Source organism: Streptomyces sp. NBC_01016, assembly GCF_026341035.1.
In the GTDB taxonomy this organism is placed as follows: Bacteria; Actinomycetota; Actinomycetes; order Streptomycetales; family Streptomycetaceae; genus Streptomyces.
Map to the genome: position 1 here is coordinate 2,321,426 of NZ_JAPEOQ010000002.1, position 15,858 is coordinate 2,337,283.

21 protein-coding genes and 2 pseudogenes are annotated in these 15,858 nt (G+C 68.5%); 17 read left to right on the forward strand and 6 right to left on the reverse strand.

Annotated features, from left to right (window positions below; genetic code table 11):
• Window positions 1–42 precede the first annotated feature (42 nt).
• Window positions 43–414: a MerR family transcriptional regulator gene (locus tag OG746_RS37320; RefSeq protein WP_266722843.1), complete on the forward strand. Its 372-nt coding sequence runs from the start codon at window positions 43–45 to the stop codon at window positions 412–414.
• Between the two features lie 297 nt (window positions 415–711).
• Here the strand turns inward: OG746_RS37320 and OG746_RS37325 are convergent, their stop codons facing one another.
• Both OG746_RS37325 and OG746_RS37330 read right to left on the reverse strand, forming a co-directional pair.
• Window positions 712–903: a DUF5958 family protein gene (locus OG746_RS37325; RefSeq protein WP_266722845.1), complete on the reverse strand. Its 192-nt coding sequence runs from the start codon at window positions 901–903 to the stop codon at window positions 712–714.
• Window positions 903–1,370 (reverse strand): winged helix DNA-binding protein, encoded by a 468-nt coding sequence (locus OG746_RS37330; protein ID WP_266722847.1) that lies wholly within the window; start codon window positions 1,368–1,370, stop codon window positions 903–905. Before OG746_RS37330 ends, OG746_RS37325 begins: the two co-directional genes overlap by 1 nt.
• 246 nt (window positions 1,371–1,616) lie before the next feature.
• Here OG746_RS37330 and OG746_RS37335 point away from each other — a divergent pair, with 246 nt between their 5' ends.
• On the forward strand, window positions 1,617–2,384 hold the full coding sequence (locus OG746_RS37335; protein ID WP_266722849.1) for a transposase: 768 nt from the start codon (window positions 1,617–1,619) through the stop codon (window positions 2,382–2,384).
• Here the strand turns inward: OG746_RS37335 and OG746_RS45585 are convergent.
• The gene (locus tag OG746_RS45585) at window positions 2,358–2,747 is read right to left on the reverse strand and encodes a DUF5958 family protein (protein WP_353962432.1); all 390 of its coding nucleotides are present in this window, start codon (window positions 2,745–2,747) and stop codon (window positions 2,358–2,360) included. The two genes, OG746_RS37335 and OG746_RS45585, sit on opposite strands and share 27 nt — an antisense overlap.
• Window positions 2,748–2,966: 219 nt before the next feature.
• On the opposite strand from OG746_RS45585, the gene OG746_RS37340 reads away from it, so the two are divergent.
• Window positions 2,967–3,425, forward strand: a complete 459-nt coding sequence (locus tag OG746_RS37340) for a hypothetical protein (protein ID WP_266722851.1) — start codon at window positions 2,967–2,969, stop codon at window positions 3,423–3,425.
• 80 nt (window positions 3,426–3,505) lie between these two features.
• Here OG746_RS37340 and OG746_RS37345 read toward each other — a convergent pair whose 3' ends face one another.
• Window positions 3,506–3,724, reverse strand: a complete 219-nt coding sequence (locus OG746_RS37345) for a hypothetical protein (RefSeq protein ID WP_266722853.1) — start codon at window positions 3,722–3,724, stop codon at window positions 3,506–3,508.
• Window positions 3,725–3,889: 165 nt separating this feature from the next.
• Between OG746_RS37345 and OG746_RS37350 the strand changes: the two genes are divergently transcribed.
• The 8 genes from OG746_RS37350 to OG746_RS37385 all read left to right on the forward strand — a co-directional run bounded on the left by OG746_RS37350 (window position 3,890) and on the right by OG746_RS37385 (window position 5,997).
• Window positions 3,890–4,012 (forward strand): hypothetical protein, encoded by a 123-nt coding sequence (locus tag OG746_RS37350; protein ID WP_266722855.1) that lies wholly within the window; start codon window positions 3,890–3,892, stop codon window positions 4,010–4,012.
• Window positions 4,013–4,154: 142 nt separating this feature from the next.
• Window positions 4,155–4,316, forward strand: a complete 162-nt coding sequence (locus OG746_RS37355; protein WP_266722857.1) for a hypothetical protein — start codon at window positions 4,155–4,157, stop codon at window positions 4,314–4,316.
• Window positions 4,313–4,531: a hypothetical protein gene (locus tag OG746_RS37360; protein WP_266722859.1), complete on the forward strand. Its 219-nt coding sequence runs from the start codon at window positions 4,313–4,315 to the stop codon at window positions 4,529–4,531. The genes OG746_RS37355 and OG746_RS37360 overlap by 4 nt, the downstream gene beginning before the upstream one ends.
• A 201-nt stretch (window positions 4,532–4,732) precedes the next feature.
• On the forward strand, window positions 4,733–4,963 hold the full coding sequence (locus OG746_RS37365; protein WP_266722860.1) for a hypothetical protein: 231 nt from the start codon (window positions 4,733–4,735) through the stop codon (window positions 4,961–4,963).
• Window positions 4,960–5,217, forward strand: coding sequence for a hypothetical protein (locus OG746_RS37370; RefSeq protein WP_266722862.1), 258 nt, complete (start codon window positions 4,960–4,962; stop codon window positions 5,215–5,217). Before OG746_RS37365 ends, OG746_RS37370 begins: the two co-directional genes overlap by 4 nt.
• On the forward strand, window positions 5,210–5,392 hold the full coding sequence (locus tag OG746_RS37375) for a hypothetical protein (RefSeq protein WP_266722863.1): 183 nt from the start codon (window positions 5,210–5,212) through the stop codon (window positions 5,390–5,392). The genes OG746_RS37370 and OG746_RS37375 overlap by 8 nt, the downstream gene beginning before the upstream one ends.
• Window positions 5,385–5,657 (forward strand): hypothetical protein, encoded by a 273-nt coding sequence (locus OG746_RS37380; RefSeq protein ID WP_266722865.1) that lies wholly within the window; start codon window positions 5,385–5,387, stop codon window positions 5,655–5,657. The genes OG746_RS37375 and OG746_RS37380 overlap by 8 nt, the downstream gene beginning before the upstream one ends.
• Entirely contained in the window at window positions 5,647–5,997 is a 351-nt protein-coding gene (locus tag OG746_RS37385) for a hypothetical protein (protein ID WP_266722867.1), read from the forward strand. The genes OG746_RS37380 and OG746_RS37385 overlap by 11 nt, the downstream gene beginning before the upstream one ends.
• Before the next feature lie 100 nt (window positions 5,998–6,097).
• On the opposite strand, the gene OG746_RS37390 is transcribed toward OG746_RS37385, so the two are convergent.
• Window positions 6,098–6,823 carry a transporter substrate-binding domain-containing protein gene (locus tag OG746_RS37390; protein WP_266722869.1) on the reverse strand — a complete coding sequence of 242 codons (726 nt, stop codon included), beginning with the start codon at window positions 6,821–6,823 and terminating at the stop codon, window positions 6,098–6,100.
• A gap of 113 nt (window positions 6,824–6,936) precedes the next feature.
• Here OG746_RS37390 and OG746_RS37395 point away from each other — a divergent pair, with 113 nt between their 5' ends.
• Both OG746_RS37395 and OG746_RS37400 read left to right on the forward strand, forming a co-directional pair.
• On the forward strand, window positions 6,937–7,647 hold the full coding sequence (locus tag OG746_RS37395; protein ID WP_266722871.1) for a transposase family protein: 711 nt from the start codon (window positions 6,937–6,939) through the stop codon (window positions 7,645–7,647).
• 172 nt (window positions 7,648–7,819) lie between these two features.
• Window positions 7,820–8,022 (forward strand): annotated as a pseudogene (locus OG746_RS37400) (NF041680 family putative transposase); the annotation flags it as partial.
• 142 nt (window positions 8,023–8,164) lie between these two features.
• Here OG746_RS37400 and OG746_RS37405 read toward each other — a convergent pair.
• Window positions 8,165–9,598 (reverse strand): MFS transporter, encoded by a 1,434-nt coding sequence (locus OG746_RS37405; protein ID WP_266722873.1) that lies wholly within the window; start codon window positions 9,596–9,598, stop codon window positions 8,165–8,167.
• Window positions 9,599–10,070: 472 nt separating this feature from the next.
• Between OG746_RS37405 and OG746_RS37410 the strand changes: the two genes are divergently transcribed.
• From OG746_RS37410 to OG746_RS37425, 4 genes and pseudogenes are all read left to right on the forward strand, one after another.
• Entirely contained in the window at window positions 10,071–10,706 is a 636-nt protein-coding gene (locus OG746_RS37410) for a TetR/AcrR family transcriptional regulator (RefSeq protein WP_266722875.1), read from the forward strand.
• A 1,567-nt stretch (window positions 10,707–12,273) separates the two neighbouring features.
• A pseudogene (locus OG746_RS37415) lies at window positions 12,274–13,334 on the forward strand (AAA family ATPase).
• A gap of 86 nt (window positions 13,335–13,420) precedes the next feature.
• On the forward strand, window positions 13,421–15,253 hold the full coding sequence (locus OG746_RS37420; protein ID WP_266722876.1) for a hypothetical protein: 1,833 nt from the start codon (window positions 13,421–13,423) through the stop codon (window positions 15,251–15,253).
• Window positions 15,254–15,349: 96 nt separating this feature from the next.
• Window positions 15,350–15,823 carry a hypothetical protein gene (locus OG746_RS37425; protein WP_266722878.1) on the forward strand — a complete coding sequence of 158 codons (474 nt, stop codon included), beginning with the start codon at window positions 15,350–15,352 and terminating at the stop codon, window positions 15,821–15,823.
• The last annotated feature ends 35 nt before the right edge of the window (window positions 15,824–15,858 follow it).

The following is a 15,858-nucleotide window of genomic DNA, read 5'->3' on the forward strand; positions in this document are numbered from 1 at the left end:
GACGCTATGGGTTCAGGTCGACATGAAGGCAAGGCGTGTGTGATGAAGACGATCGGGGAAGTGGCCGCAGAGCTCGGCGTTGAGGCTCACGTGCTGCGGCACTGGGAAGACGTCGGCGCACTCACCGTGCGTCGCGATGGCAACGGCTACCGCATCTATGACGACAGCGCGCTGGAACAGGCGCATACCGTGCTGAAACTGCGACGCATCGGGCTCTCATTGCCTGAGGTCGCTGCCGCGATGGCACCGACGAAGTCGGCGGCACAGGCCGTCGTGAAGGCGAAGATCGCAGCGCTCGAAAATGAAGTCGTCCACAGACAGGAGGCAATCACCTTCCTGCAACACACCGTTGAGTGTCGGCACCGATACCTCGACGACTGTCCGGACTGCGCGACCTTCGTCCGCGGCGCTTAAACCGCACTCCCGCTGGTATCGACAGCCCCGATGGTGCCCACGCCACCGTCATGAACGTCACGCCCCGCAATACCTAGATACATCTTGGTGATCGTCTTCGCGGAATGTGTGCCTGATCCCACGAGTCGTGCATCAAGCCAGTGGAGTCGACCGCGACAACCCAGTCCAAGTGGCCCGCTGTACCCGCCTGCGCCAGCAAGGCGGTGAACACTCTCTCCAGGGTGCCGTCGGCGGCCCAGGCCTGCAGCCGGTTGTGAACACCCTTCTGCGATCCAAATGTGCTGGGACCACGGCACCTCACCGGGGAGGCAAGTTGTGCCATGTGTGTCCGCAAGTGCCTTTGCAGTACGTCCGCCTGCGGCGAGTGTCGGCGACGGAGAACACTGAGACGAGGACACGGAATGCCTTGACGTGTTCATTAAGGCTTGTCCCGCAAAGATCGGTTTGAGTATCCGGCCCGGGGCACTTTGCCCCGGGCTTGCGGCTCATCAGGCGACCGTCCCACCCGCGTTGCGGATCAGCCGCTGGAGCACCTTCACCGTGGTGACGTAGTCCGCGTCGTCGATGCCCTCGTGGAGGGCGGCTCGGATCGCGGGGGCGTTGCGGGCCAGGTCGACGCGGGCCTGTTCCCCTTCCGGGGTGAGCCACAGCCGGTCCTTGGTGTCCTGGGTCAGCCAGCCACGTTCGAGGAGCCCCTCGGCCTCCGCCGCCAGGTCGTCCTCGGGACGGATGTAGGAGGATATGGCCTCCCGCAACTCGGGCAAGATCATCCCCTCGCCGTCGGGCGAGATGTCATTCACCGACAGGTTGCGCAGCAGCCAGAACTGGGGCTGGGTGTAGCCCTTTTCGGCTTGCTGGGCCCGGGTGAACGCGATGAGCGCCTCGTAGGCGACACCGGTCCAGTACGCGGCGGGCTGTCCGGCGAGTTCGGTGTCGGAGATCTGCTGGGTCGTCATGGGGTATCCCCTCCAGGTGCTTCAGCGTGGAGCCCGCACACCGTGCAGGTCATGGGGGGACCGTATGACCTCAAGTGCGGTTGAGGGCAAGCAGGTGATCTTCCGGGCGACTGTGGGGGCGGGAAAGGGCCCTGCCTCTGGTCCGCAACCTAGAAGTACTTGAGGCGTCGGCCCTTGCCATGGTCCGATCACGGGGTCGCCCGAGACTTTCCTGTAACGCCTGGTCGTAGATGGGATGATCTTGCGATGGCTGGCGTGATCACGGCACCGGAACCGTCCTGGATAGCCCCGTTTGCTGGGCTGAGCCCGCGCTGCTTCGGCAAGTTGGTGACTAACGTTCGGCGCGAGGGCGTGGCCGACAGGCACCGCGGCCGACCGTGGAGCCTGTCTCTGGAGGACCGGGTCCTGCTGGTCGCTATGTACTGGCGCACGAACTTGACGATGCGCCAGATCGCCCCGCTGTTCGGCGTCTCCAAGTCGGCGGCTGACCGGATCATCGACCACCTCGGACCGCTTCTCGCACTCCATCCAAGAAAGCGGTTCGCGAAGGACACCGTGCTCATCGTCGACGGCACCCTGGTGCCCACCCGTGACCACACGATCGCAGAGCAATCGAAAAACTACCGTTACTCAACGGCCCATCAAGTGGTCATCGACGCCGACACCCGCCTGGTCGTCGTGGTCGGCCGGCCCCTGCCGGGCAACCGGCACGACTCCCGCGGCTGGGAGGAATCCGGCGCCAAGGCCGCCGTCGGCAAGACGATGACCATCGCCGACGGCGGCTACCAAGGCACCGGGCTGGTCATCCCGCACCGCCGCCGCAAGGGCGAAGAACTCCCGGATTGGAAGGAGGAGCACAACCGCTCGCACAAACAGGTGAGGGCCCGCGTCGAGCACACCTTCGCCCGCATGAAGGACTGGAAGATCCTGCGCGACTGCCGACTCAAAGGCGACGGCGTCCACCACGCCATCCTCGGCATCGCTCGCCTACACAACCTCGCCCTCGACGGATAGGCCAACGAGCGGCACACCGCAATCGACCTTTCCCTCACCAGACCCATCAGTTACGGGACAAGCCTTAGCCGGGAGTGCTGCGAACCCGTAGCGAGGTGGATCCATGCAAATCATCGCTGAAGGGTTGGCCGTGGGCTTTACGCCGGACCGGGCGACTCCTTCACGTCCGTCTGCCGCCGTGATGTGGGCCTGCATCACGTAGCCGACCACTTCTTGCAGTACGGCCTGCCGTCCTACCGAGGAAAGGGCGGAGAACCAGGATGTCCCGTCGTCCAGAGTGCGAAGTTCTTGGGCGACCTCGTTGACGACTCGCTCGGCTTCACGCCGCAGCGCTTGCCCGACCTCACTGCTGGTCCCCGCCATCTGCCGATCATTCCACGACGTCTGGGCCGGGAACGAGCCAGCGGCGGGCAGCGTGAATCCTCCACTGATTCACGCCATGACCCACGGGAATCGGCCTAGCGGCTTCACATCGTCCGGTACTTGTGCGCCCGCCCCACCAGTGGATGAGCGGCGAGTCCTCGAGCGCCAGGGCCGGAGGTGTGTTCCGTTGGCCGAAAACGGAACGTTAGGCTCCGGTCCATGTCTGACGCAGTACCCCGTCGCCGCTACAGCACGATCACGATCACCATCCCCGGCGAGTTCACGGACCCCGACGAAGCCGCCATGGTCTACAACAAGCTCGAATACGCCATGGAGCGGGCCGGGCACCCCCACGCGCAGATCACCCTCCCGCCGGTGTTCATCACCGAACCCAAGGCGCGCGGCTACGACGGGCTCATACTCCACCGCGACACTGAATTCGGCAGCTCCTCACGTGAGTGCCGCAGCCTCGATCCGAACCGGCCCGGCGTCACCTGGGGGTCGCCGCGCCAGCTCCTGCGCGGGCTCGCATCGGGCATGGACTTCCCCACGCCCTGCCCGTTCTGCAATCCATTCGGATACAAGGTGAGCGCCGCGCTGAAGCAGGAGGACGCGTACAAAGTCGGCATCGTGCGCAGCTACTTTCTCTCCGAGGGCTGGATCCACGAGAACGACTGACGCGTCTCTCCAGCACCTTCGTCGGCCTCGGCACGCGGCAGCCACCGGCCGCGCAGGTCAGGCACGGTAACCGACCGTAGTCAGTGGGCCCAGTGGTCCGGGCCACCGCCGCGCCAGTCGATGAGCGAGGTCCGCACGACGTCCATCTCGTCCCACTCCTGAAGCCCGGCCTCCTGCATGAACGCCGCCACGTCCCGCACGGTGAAAGCGCGGCCGAGGATCGTGCCGTCCACGCGTACACGCCGCCCGCCGTCCTCGTCGGGCGGGTAGATCACTATCGGCCTCTCGGACGTCGCCATGACATCAGCCTCGCGGCCGGCCTCACGTGCCGCACGCTGACCTCTCCCACCCGGTGTGAGACCCGTAACGAACGTCATGATCAATTTCCGCTGCGCACGGCCCGCCACCTAGCGTCCTCCGGACACGTCGACAGCCGGGGGGCTAATTCGAGCGGAGCACGGCAGATGTACACGTACGCCCTGAGAGGCGTCCACTACGGCGGCGAGCCGGTCTCGAACTGGGTGGGCATACCGCTGCTCGTCCTGATAGCCGGTGTCTGCATCTGGGCCCTCTGGCCGCGCAAGTGAACGGCGGGCAGATCCCGACAGACCTGCCGTACGACATCGGCCTGGTGGTTCTGATCATGGGGTACGCCATCGTGGCCGGGGTCGCCATCCACCTGTTCCGGCGGGGGCGCAAGTGAGGCCGCGTACACGGATCACAGGGTTCGTGACCTCGGTATCCCTGACCCTCGTTTTGGGCCTCAGCTCCCTGACGGACCACGAGGTGTCGGCCTGGGAGTACGTGACGGTCATCATCGGTATGACGCTCATGGTCGTCGGGCTCGCCTTGGCCCTGCGCGCCTACCGCCGCGAGGTGAAGCGCAAGTGAAGACGCGCTCGGATACGTGGGTGGACATCCTTGCGTGGGGCGTGGCGATCGTCGTCACTGGCGGTGTCATGACGGATCCGAGGTACTCGGTCTGGGGCCGCTGGTGGGGGCTTGCCGTCGGCGTCTACATCCTCGGATGCCTGTCCTGGAGGCTCTACGTGAAGCGCCGCAAGCGCCTCGCCCGCCTCCTGCGCGACGAGGTGAAGAGCCGATGAAGTCGATCCCGCCCATCGGGCCACCGCGCAGCCGGAGGTTCCGCGCCGTCCAGATCGGGCTGTTCGCTGGCTACTGCATCGCGGGCGGCATCGAGGTTCCCGCATGGCGTTACCCGGTGCAGGGGCCTTCATCGGCGCGCTGATTGCCTCGTCCGTCTGGAACTGGTGGCGCATGCGCCGTACATGGAAGAAGGGCCCCAAGTGATCAAGCGCCTGAAGAAGCTCGCAGCGATGCCCGCTGCCAGCACGGCCAGCGGTACCGCCGCAGCGGGCGGCCTCGGCGGCAGCGCTTGGAGCGGATCCGGGTCCGACGTCGCCGTGGTCATGCCGTGGTGGCTGTGGGCCCTCTTGGGTGCTGTCCTCGGCGCGCTGATCGTGGCCACCGTCAAGAACATCCGTGACGCACTCCGTCTGGCGAAGGCGAACCGATGAAGCTGCGCCTGAAGTACCGGCTGAAGTTGATGGGGGCGCAGCCGGACCCGCCGAAGCAGCTCAACGTCCGAGAGATTGTGGTCTACCTCGCCCTCGCCGTCGTCATCTACGGCGCCATGGGGCTCATCATGGGCGACTGGCAGATGGCGATCGGCCTGGGGATCAGCGTCACCGGATCCCAGGTCATCTACCAGTGGTGGTGGCGCCGCACCGCGCAGCCCGAGTACGAAGACGTGGACGGTGGAGATGAGTAGATACCTGCGCCGCCTCGCCCTCGCCGTGGCCGTCGTCATGGCCGTGGTCCTCGTCGGCGGCCTGCTGCCGCTGTCATGGGTGAAGATCGGCGGCGGCTGGGTGTCCTTCGGCATCGTCGCCGTCCTGCTCCTCGTCCTTCAGCGGTACGTGGACAAGGGGGACGGCGATGAGTAGCCCCATCGGGCCGATAAGGCCTTTCCAGACGGAAGACCGTGACGAAGCCATGGGCTGTGCCAGCGGCTGCTTCATCGTCGTGTTCGGCGCCGTTCTCGCGTTCGTCGTCGGGATCGTCGTACAGGCGGCGTGGCAGATGCCCTTGCTGAGCCTCGTGGTCGGGGTTCTAGTCCTGGTCGGTGGGTTCTGGCTCGGCTCCCGGATCTGGCCGCGCGTGGAGCGCTATATGCCCGACCCGTACCCAGAGGACGAAGATGATCATTAACGTCCTGGTTCGGAGCATGTACGCGCTGATCTTCGGCGGCATGGTCGCCTACGTCGCCCAGGGCCTCTTCCACGACGGCTGGGTGTCCGCGGCTTTCGGTGCCGTCACCGTCGCCGTCTGCGCTGTCTGGAACCTGCGCCGGGCCACGGTGCAGCGCGACCGGCGCCTCGGCCGCACCGGCACATGTATCAGTCGGTTCCTGCTCACCCGTACCGGCCTGGTGGTCGTCCTCGTCGTACTGGCGCTGTGCGCGGCGCTCGTCATCGCGGTCGGCGACGACGACTGCCCCTCGATGGACTCCGCCGGGAAGTGCCGCATGCCCCGGCACATGAACTGGTAGCCGCACAGGCAAGAGCCGTGGGCGGGGTACATGGGACGGCGTCACTGAGCCCACGGCGCAGACCCCAAGTGGCGCAGGGTGGCGTGGCTTCCAGGCTCCGTCAAACTGCGGTGGGTGCAGCGAGCGTCGGGTCTTGGCCGGAGTGGCGCAGCGCCTTGGAGACGAAACCGGATGCCACCAGCTCGGTCACGAGTTCGTTGAGGAACCGTGTGGTCTTCGGGCTTCGCCCCCTTGTGGTGCCCACGGCCTGCCGGATCGTCATGAACGCGGGCTCCAGCAGACGCAGTTCGGCCGTCTGGGAAACGTGCACGGTCAGTGGTTGGCGGATGCCGGCCGCTACGTCCAGGTCCTCGGCATGGAAGATGTCGACCCCCTCGTCACCGCGTACCACGGTGGCGTGGTGCAGGGTGCGACTCAGGTAGAGGTCGTACGCGGACCCCTTCTTGACGCCGATGCGTACTCCGTCGCGGTCGACGTCGGCGGCAGAGGTGAATGCTGCGTCCACTGGTGCCGCGTACACCCCCTCGATGTGCACGTACGGCGTGCTGAATGCGACGTCCTTCTCGCGGTCCGGATCGACGGCCAGGAAGCACAGGTCGGCGTGACCCTCGGACATCGCGGCGTATGACTTGCGGGCCGCATCGAAGCAGTTGAACTGCACGGGCAGTTCCAGACGTGCGGCAACCTCGCGGGCGAGGTCGACAGTGACCCCGGACGGCTCGTCTGGCGTGCCCTGGGCGAGGACTGGATTGCCGAGGTTGATGGAGGCGCGCAACACCCCGGTGGGAGCGAGGTCGCGGGCAATCTCTGCATCTGTGGGCGTCATGCTCCGAGCCTAAAGCGTGTTGCACAAGGCTGTGAATTGGGCATCTCGGGTGTATGGCTGGGGTGTTGAGGGCCGAGCAGGTGTGGATAGAGACGTTCACCGGGTTGTAAGTGATGCAGTTTGCGCGGCTGCTGAGGGCGGTGCATGAACGGGGCGGTAACGGCACTCTGCGGGGTCGGCCGTGGAGTCTGCCGCTGGCCGAGCGGGTGCTGATCGTCGCGGTGTACTACCGGACGAACCTGACCATGCGGCAGCTGGGCCCGTTGTTCGGCATCTCCTCGTCGACGGTGTGCCGGGTGATCCAGCGGCTCGGTCCGCTGCTGGCACTGGAGCCCGCCTCCCGCCCGGCCGACGCGGCGAACCGGTTGTGGATCGTGGACGGCACCCTCATCCCGGTCCGGGACCGGCACGTCGGATCGTCCTCGCGCAACTACCGGTTCTCGGCGAACGTGCAGGTCATCGTGGACGCCGACACCCGCCTCGTGATCGCAACAGCACGGCCGGTGCCGGGCACCACCGCGGACGCCCACGCCTGGCGCGCCTCCGGGCTGGCCGAGCACTGCCACGGTGTGACCGTCCTCGGCGACGGCGCCTACCTCCACTGCGGGATGGTCGTGCCGCACCGCAAACGCCCCCGCCGGCCCCTCCTGCCGGGCGAGGAGGACGACAACGCGGCCCACCGCACGGTCCGCGCCCGAGTGGAACACGTCATCGGCCGGATGAAGAACTACAAGATCCTCCGCGACTGCCGGCAGCACGGCGACGGCCTCCATCACGCCGTCCAGGCCGTCGCCCACATGCACAACCTCGCCCTCACATCATGACCAGAAGACCGCGCCCACGTGCTCTGACCTGCCCGAACACGGCCTTGTGCAACACGCTTTAGGGAGTGTGCCGAAAGTGGGAGCCGGGTGCCGGTCGGCGCTACGGGCCGGTGCTCAGCGAGGTCCAAGTCCCGTTCGGCCATCAAGGAGTTCGCGGACGACGTCCAGATGGCCAGCCCGGGTCCGCCGAGGGTTCAGGAACCTCCGCCATCACCTGCACAGCCCAGCCCGTGCGCCCAAACCCGCACACCCGGCCCAGGACGCCCAATCGGCTCGAAGAACCAACGACCGGCCACCCGCTACGACGAGGGCAAATCAACTAGACGCCCTGAAAGCATCGCCGAACGTAATCAACTCAAAGCTCGCAAACCATAAGAAACAAGCTCAGCACCCGTCCGTTCTCACTTCGGTCCGCGTGTTGCCGCGGTCCGCTGGGCATCGGTCCGCAGCGGATCAGTTGTGGCGCAATAGCTGTGTCCCTGCCCTCGCGAGGGCAGGGACACAGCGTCGAGGACACTCAGGTACGTTCGGCCGTCACTGTTATGGCCTCTTCCTCCTCAGCGGCGGGCGTTGCCAGAGCGCTCGCCCTGGGGAACTTGGTGAGCAGAACAGTCAGTGCGCCCAGGAGGCCGATGGCGGCCGCCACCCAGTACGCGGCGTGGAAGCCTGCCAACTGATCGGCGGGGCTTGTTCCGCCGCCGCTTACGCCGGTCGAGACGGCGACCAGAATCGCCACCCCGATGCTGCTGCCGATCTGCTGTGCCGTCACATTGACCGCGCCGGCGACTCCGTGCTGATGGTGCGGCAGACCCTCGAGCGTGGCGGCCGTCATCGAGCCGAAGCCCACGCCTTGGCCAATGCTCATGACGACGATGCCGGGCAGCATGTGCGTCCAGTACGAGCCGTTCTCGGGCGTGCCCACCCACAGGGCGATGCCGGTGCCGATGAGGAGCAGGCTGGCGGTCATGAGGGGCTTGTAGGCGGCGGGCGACATGAAGCGTCCGGCAATCTGCGAGCTGATGATCACGACGATGCCCATCGGGACAACCGCCAGGGACGACTCGAACGCCGAATAGCCCAGCATCCCTTGCATGTACAGGGGTGAGAAGAAGAGCAGACCGCTGACGCCGGTGTAGAAGACGGCACCGGTCAGCGAGGCGGCCCTCACTGGCCTGCTGTGGAAGATACTCAGCGGCAGGAGCGGCTCGGTGCGCCCCTTCTCCCATGCGACGAAGCTCGCGAGTCCGATCAGGGCCAGCACGAGGGAGACCAGGACTTGGACTGATCCCCAGCCGGCTTCGCTGCCCTCACTCACGCCGTACACGACCAGGCCGATGCTCAGTGTCACCAGGACCGCGCCTGGGATGTCCAGTGAATGCGGCTGTCGTCGGCCTGCGGGAAGCAGCGCCCGGACCCCCGCCAGGATCAGTACGCCGACGATGACGCTGAAGGCGAACACCGAGCGCCAGCCAAGGAGGTCGGTGAGGACCCCGCCGGCGACGAGCCCGGCGCTGAAGCTCGATGCGCCGGTCGCCGCGTAGACGGCCAGCGCACGGTGCCGCTGGGGTCCTTCTGGGAAGATCTGGCTCAGGAGGGCGAGCGATGCGGGGCCTGACAGGGCCGCGCCGATCCCCTGGAGCGCGCGAGCTGCGATCAGCACCCCGACGTTCGGAGCGAGCGCGGCGCCGAGCGAGGCCAGGGCGAAGAGCCCGATGCCCACTGCGAAGATCTTCCTTCGGCCCAGGACGTCGGCGACCCGGCCTCCGAACAGGAGGAAACCGGCGAAAGCGATGGCATAGGCCGTCATGGTCCACTGCAGCGTGGTGCCTACGATGTTGTACTCATCGCCGATGGAGGGCAACGCGGCGTTGATGACCGCGACTCCGCTGACGTCCAGAGCCAGCGCCCCGGCGAGCAGGACGAGCGCCCACCGGCGTCGGTTTTCCGGCACGCCAGTCTCTGGGGCTCCTGGCTCTGGTCCGGTGTCGTGAAGTGTCACTGCGTACTCCGATGGTTGTTCGGGGACTATGGGAGTCCTGTGTGGTGAGTCGTGCGGGTGCGCCCCGAGACCGCCGCCGGAGCAGGCTCACTGGGTGAGTGGAGTCACCGACATCTGGGGCACGTTGACGTGGGATGGCAGCGCCACGACGTATGCGATGGCGTCGGCGACCTCCCAACCGCGTCGCCAAGGACCACAGACACCTGCCGTGCAGCCTCCAGCGCCGCATGAGCAGTCCCACCCGGCCGCCACGCCAGGGTGTCCCGCGTGACGTCGGCGGAACGTGGGTGCCCGGCGAGGTCTCAGTCTCCAGTGCCCTGACGTAACGCGCCGTTTCGTCATGGCACGGAAGTCTGATGCCACCTGCATCAACCTGTCAACACGATACGTAACGTCACGTCAAGCGATCGCGTACCATGGCGCCATGACGCCAGAAGCCAGCCGCCCCCCCGACCCGACCCGGCGCAACCAGCGCTCGCATCGGGCGATCCTCGATGCGACCTTCAAGCTGATCGCCCGGAACGGGTACGCGAAGGTGACCATCGAAGCCATCGCGTCCGCCGCCAAAGTCGGCAAACCGACCATCTACCGGTGGTGGCCCTCCAAGGGCGCCCTGGCCCTGGACGCCATCAACGACCGGATCGGCCACGTACTGGACTTCCCCGACACCGGCAACATCGCCGGCGACCTCGTCCACCAGATCAACGAGGTGATCGCCCTGTTCAACAGTGATGTGGGGACCGCGTTCCAAGGCGTGATCGCCGAAGGCCAGGGCGACCGGTCGGTCGCGGCCAGCTTCCGCGACACCGTCGTCGAACCCCGCATCCGGGCCTGCCAGGACCGCTTGGCCAAGGCCGTTGCCGCCGGACAGCTGCGCAACGACGTGCCCACGCGCGCCATGACGGAGATGCTCTACGCCCCGCTGTACTACCGGCTCCTTCTGGGCACCGATCCGCTCACCACCGCTGACAGCGCCGCACTGGTCGAACGCGCGCTGGAGGGCCTCCGTCCCACCTCCGCGCCATCGCCCGCTTCGGACCCGCTGGCCGCGTCGCCCTAAAGCTCACCCCATACGGGACACGCTTTAGGCGGCAGTTGCTCGATCGTTCAAGGTCGAAGGTTCAAGGGTCGGCAAGGAAGATCGCGTCCGCATTCCGCATGAGTGCGCCTTGTTGAAGCCCTTGAGGGCCCGGCTCAGCCCACCACTCAACCCCGGTTCCCATCCCTTCCGCGGTCGACCCACACGTATGTGGAGCGGGCGTGGTTCATGGCGTCCAGCCAATAGGCGTGTGGGATGCCGCCGGTGCCCGCCGAGCTCCAGGGTCAGATGGCGTGGCAAACACCGGCGAAGGGCTCGTCTTCGCGCCGGCCCGACGCCGGGGTGCTGGGTGGTCCTGCGTTGATTGAGTTCGGATCAGTGGACCTTGCCGACCCGTTGAGAGTCGAAGTCCTGCAGTACGTCGAGTCCGTCGTCCTTCCATGGGGCTCGAACCCGGCGTCCTGCTTGCACAGGAGCACCCTGCGGTGCACGTACGGGCTGGTCACGGCGCGGTCTGCCACGGCGGGCCGGGCCAGCCTGCATATCGGTGGATGAACCTGTCCCGATCTGCTGCCAACACCCCTCCGCCTCTCGCTTCGTGTCTCACTTTCCGCTCACTTCCCCTACGGCTTCCGCTCCACCTCCTTTCCCTTCCCCCTTCCCCTTCTCCTCTCTTCCTCCTCCTTCCTCTTCTCCTCCTGTACCGGTCGGCCCCCAGGAGGTCTGGGATGCCTGGGAGGCGGCACGAGGCGGAGCCGCAGGTGCCGCCGTGCCGGGCCGCCGTGCCGGGCCGGTGGTTCGGACGCGTGCTCGAATTGCGGGTTTGCCGGCGCCCGCAGGCCGCCTGGCAATCGGTCGCCCCGCGTGCCGCGCACGACGCAAAGCGTCGCCGCCTCCCGAATTCCCCGGAATTCCGGTCGTGAATTCACGAGAATTCCAGCATTACCAAGCCGGAATCCCGCTTCAGGTCGGGCCCGAGTCGAGCTATATTTAAATTGTTCCCGAAAGGCGGGAACGGGAAATGCGAAAGCAGCCCGGCGGGGGGAATTTCCGAACGGGCGGCCGAATTCAGAAAAAGGGGTGATTCGGTTGGACGGGCGGAAAGTGAACGCGGTCGAGCTGCGGCAGGCGGACGCGTTGCACTGGATCGAGTCCGGGTGAGCGTCACCGCCCCCAACACCCGCCGCAGGACCGACATCGAGTCGGTGCTCGGCGCGCACGTCACGGTCACCCTGACCGACCTCGACGGCTGACCCTCCGGCCCGGCACGGGCCCGCCGCACACCCGGCGGGCCCACCCTGCCCCCAGCCGTTCGACCGCCGCCCGAGCGCGGCAACCCCCCCCTGAGCCAGACCCCGCACCGAGACCGCATGAGGCCGGTGCCACGGCACCCCCATGCCCGAACCGGCCGCCACCACGACGGCGCGGCGGGTGGCAGGAACCCCCACCGAATTTCTCCTTTACCCAGTGAGAGGAAGGCTTCGCCATGGCCACACCCACCCCGCCGCCATCGCCTCAACCCGTCTCGACCGCCGCCCTGTTGCCCACCGCCTCGGGCAAGGCCCGCCCCGGTGAACTACGGGCCCGGGTGGCCGCGATCCTGGCCGTGAGCCCGCAGGGCCGTTACACGGTCACCGAGCTGGCCAAGCAGCTGGGGCACTCCGGGGGAGCGGTCGGCAACGCCTGCGAGACGCTGGTCACCCGGGGCGAGGCCGAACGGGTCGGCCACAAACCCCGCACCTACCAGGCGACTTCGACCACCGGGCCGCCGCCCAGCCGACCTCCAACCCCACCCCGCCCTCGGCGGCGGTGCCCCGCCCGCGCCCCGCACCCGCACCTGCGTCGGGCGGGCGCCCGGCCCCGATCACCCGCCCGAACGGGCAGACGTATCACCCGAGGGCGCTGGAGAACCTGCCCGATGTCGAGGCCCTGCAACGCCTGCGCGAGGCGAGCGTCCCGGTGTTGTTGTACGGGCCGCCGGGCACGGGCAAGACCTCCCTGATCGAGGCGGCCTTCCCCGACCTGATCACGGTGGCGGGCGACGGGGACACCACGGTCGGGGACCTGGTCGGCGAGTACACCCAAACCGATGCGGGCGGCTACGAGTTCATCTACGGACCCCTGGTGGCCGCGATGATGGAGGGTCGCGCCCTCCTCCTGGATGACGCCACCCTGATCTCCCCGAAGGTCCTGGCCGCCCTCTACCCGGCCCTGGACGGGCGCCGCCAGATCCAGGTCAAGGCGCACAAGGGCGAGACGATCGAGGCGGCCGACGGCTTCTACGTGATCGCCGGACACAACCCCGGCGTGCACGGCGCGGTCCTCACCGAGGCGCTCGCCTCACGGTTCAGCATGCAGATCCAGGTGGCCTCCGACTACGACCTCGCCAAAGCCCTGAAGATCAACGCGACGGCGGTACGGATCGCCCGCAACATCGCCACCCGGCAGGCGGGCGGCGAACTCGGCTGGGCCCCGCAACTACGCGAACTGATCGCCTTCCAGAAGATCGCCGACGTACTCGGCGCGGACGTCGCCTTCGCCAACCTGGTCGGCATCGCACCCCTCGAGGACCGGGACACGGTCGCCGAGATCGTCACCAAGGCCATCGGCCGCCCCATCACCGCCCTCGCCCTGGGCCGCCAACTCTGATCGCCCCCGGCCGGGCCGGGCACCCCTCACACCGCCCGGCCCCTGCGCACCCCGAACTCGCCTCCCCTGGAAGGGAATGACACGCCATGCCCGCATCGACGACGCTCCTGAACAGTCACCTCCAGCACACCCCGCCCGCCGTGACCGACGACGAACTGGCCGCTGCCTGCTGGGAGGACGACGGCGGCCCCGCCGCCCTGCCCCGGCGCGGCCCGCAGGCCGGGCACTGGCTGCGGATCTCGGCCGCGCTGACCGAGCGGCTGCCCGAACTCGCCGACCGCGACGACGTGATCGTCACCTGCGAACCGGGCACCCGCTCCGGCGCCCCGGCCGCCTTCATGCCCACCCTGGCCGCCCTGGAGATCGACGCCGCCCTCTTCGCCCCGCACCCCGCACACACCATCGACCCCCTCGAACCCGGCGACGAGGAGAACTACCCGGCCGCCTGGGGTGCCTTCGTCCACGAGGCCGCCCACGCCGCCCACTCCCACTGGTCCACCCCACCCGAACTGCGCGGCACCGCCCTGGGCGCCGCCTCCGCCCTGCTGGAGGAATCCCGCGCCGAGGCCGCCCACCTCAGGCGCCGCCCGCATGACCGACGCTGGCTGCGCGCCGCCGTCCACGCCCTGATCCTGGATGAGTTCACCACCCAGGCCCCGGCCGCAGGTGATGTGTGGCAGGCCGCGCACGCCGCTGGTCTCCTCCTCGCCCGCCGCGACGCAGGCATCCTCGATGAGGCGGAGACCGACCCGGTCGCCCACCTCCTCACCGCCCGCCTCGGCCGCGACCTCCTGGCCACCCTCGCCGACATCTGGAGTGCCGCACACACTACGGCCGACGACGACGAACAGGCGATGCTCGCCCACGGCCGCGCCTGGTGCCAGGCCCTGACCGCCGACCCCGACCGGCCCGCCCCCACCCCACCATTGCAAGCTGCCCCGGACACCGAACTCGCCGAAGCGATCAGCCAGTCCGTCGACGCCGTACACGCCACCGAACACGCCGCCACCCAGGCCCGTGAGCAGGCGAGCGCCGCCCAGCGCGCCCGCACCCAAGCCCGCACGTCCCAGGCCGAACACGCCCGCACCTCGGCCGCGTTGGCCAAGAAGATCTTCGCCCCCGGCGCCCGCCCCTTCGACCCGCACGACCCCGACGGGCCCGCCTGGTCCCCGCTGCGCGGCACCCGCACCCCCACCACCCAAGAGAAGGCGGCAGCAGGGCGTCTGGCCCGGGGCCTGCGGGCCGCTTCCTACCGTGAACGCACCCAGACGACGGTGGCCTCGCAGGCCCCGCCGGGACGGCTGAACATGCGTCAGGCCCTGGCCCGCGATGCCCAGCGGGCGGCCGGGGCCACCCCGACCGCGACCCCGTTCACCCGCACCGTGCACCACCACACCCCGACCCCGCCGCTGCGGGTCGGCATCGCGGTCGACGTTTCCGGCTCCATGGGCGAGGCCGAAGGACCGATCGCCTCGGCCGCCTGGATCGTGGCCCGCGCCACCTCCCTGAGCGACCCCGACTCGCGCGCCGCGACCATCGCGTACGACTGCTGCCTGACCGCGATCACCGCACCGGGCCGCACCCCGGCCCAGGTGCCGCGCTTCCACGCGAACGGCTTCGGCCACAACCTCGCCGAAGCCCTCGACGCCCTGGACGCCGCCCTCGGCCTCAGCCGCCCGGGCGCCGGACGCCTGGTGGTCATCGCCTCCGACGGCGCCTACGCCGAAGACGAACACACCGCCGCCACCACCCGCATCCAGGCCCTGCGCGCCAGCGGCTGCGCGGCCCTGTGGCTCGCCTTCGAACCCGACCCCACCCCCTGCCCTGGCACCACCCTCCTCCAACTCACCGACCCCGCCCAGGCCGCCGCCCAGATCAGTACCGCCGCCCAGGCCGCCCTCGCCACCACCCACACCTGACACACCCACACCCGGCGGGACACACCACGCCCCGCCGGGCCCCACCCCCAACCGAACAACACACCAACCTGCACCGCACCGAACGGAGAACACGTCATGACCAGCATCGCCGAACGCGCCCAGGCCGCCGCCGTCTACATCCGCCACCACACCGCCCTCAGCCCCCACGGCCAGTACCGGGGCGCCGAGCACGCCCGCACCGCCGTCCGCCTCGCCGCCGCCCTCGGCCTACCCCTCGACCAGATCACCACCACCCCCGACCACCTGCGCCGCCGCACCACGATCGGCGAGCCGGTCCTCGCGACCGCCACCTGCCCCGAGTCCGGCGACACGTACACCTTCTTGGCCCGCTTCCCTCTCTACGACGAGGACGCCTTCGAACTCCTCGGCCCCTGCCCCGAATGCGCCGCCCCGGTCCCGCTCGCCGAGATCCGCCACCTCGCCGACCTCGGCACCCACCTCACCCGCACCCTCACCCGCGAAGACTGCGACCGCCAGAACGCCCTTCCGGCCACCTTCGACGACGACCCCGCACACACCAACACCTGCCGCTTCGGCCCCTGCACCTGACACACCCCACGGCGGGCGCGGCACCACACACCGCG

Bases quoted from the DNA above. Each gene is read 5' to 3' on its own strand.
- OG746_RS37320 (WP_266722843.1), top strand. From the start codon at position 43: ATGAAGACGATCGGGGAAGTGGCCGCAGAGCTCGGCGTTGAGGCTCAC.
- OG746_RS37325 (WP_266722845.1), bottom strand. From the start codon at position 903: ATGAGCCGCAAGCCCGGGGCAAAGTGCCCCGGGCCGGATACTCAAACC.
- OG746_RS37330 (WP_266722847.1), bottom strand. From the start codon at position 1,370: ATGACGACCCAGCAGATCTCCGACACCGAACTCGCCGGACAGCCCGCC.
- OG746_RS37335 (WP_266722849.1), top strand. From the start codon at position 1,617: ATGGCTGGCGTGATCACGGCACCGGAACCGTCCTGGATAGCCCCGTTT.
- OG746_RS45585 (WP_353962432.1), bottom strand. From the start codon at position 2,747: ATGGCGGGGACCAGCAGTGAGGTCGGGCAAGCGCTGCGGCGTGAAGCC.
- OG746_RS37340 (WP_266722851.1), top strand. From the start codon at position 2,967: ATGTCTGACGCAGTACCCCGTCGCCGCTACAGCACGATCACGATCACC.
- OG746_RS37345 (WP_266722853.1), bottom strand. From the start codon at position 3,724: ATGGCGACGTCCGAGAGGCCGATAGTGATCTACCCGCCCGACGAGGAC.
- OG746_RS37350 (WP_266722855.1), top strand. From the start codon at position 3,890: ATGTACACGTACGCCCTGAGAGGCGTCCACTACGGCGGCGAGCCGGTC.
- OG746_RS37370 (WP_266722862.1), top strand. From the start codon at position 4,960: ATGAAGCTGCGCCTGAAGTACCGGCTGAAGTTGATGGGGGCGCAGCCG.
- OG746_RS37375 (WP_266722863.1), top strand. From the start codon at position 5,210: ATGAGTAGATACCTGCGCCGCCTCGCCCTCGCCGTGGCCGTCGTCATG.
- OG746_RS37380 (WP_266722865.1), top strand. From the start codon at position 5,385: ATGAGTAGCCCCATCGGGCCGATAAGGCCTTTCCAGACGGAAGACCGT.
- OG746_RS37385 (WP_266722867.1), top strand. From the start codon at position 5,647: ATGATCATTAACGTCCTGGTTCGGAGCATGTACGCGCTGATCTTCGGC.
- OG746_RS37390 (WP_266722869.1), bottom strand. From the start codon at position 6,823: ATGACGCCCACAGATGCAGAGATTGCCCGCGACCTCGCTCCCACCGGG.
- OG746_RS37395 (WP_266722871.1), top strand. From the start codon at position 6,937: ATGCAGTTTGCGCGGCTGCTGAGGGCGGTGCATGAACGGGGCGGTAAC.
- OG746_RS37410 (WP_266722875.1), top strand. From the start codon at position 10,071: ATGACGCCAGAAGCCAGCCGCCCCCCCGACCCGACCCGGCGCAACCAG.
- OG746_RS37420 (WP_266722876.1), top strand. From the start codon at position 13,421: ATGCCCGCATCGACGACGCTCCTGAACAGTCACCTCCAGCACACCCCG.
- OG746_RS37425 (WP_266722878.1), top strand. From the start codon at position 15,350: ATGACCAGCATCGCCGAACGCGCCCAGGCCGCCGCCGTCTACATCCGC.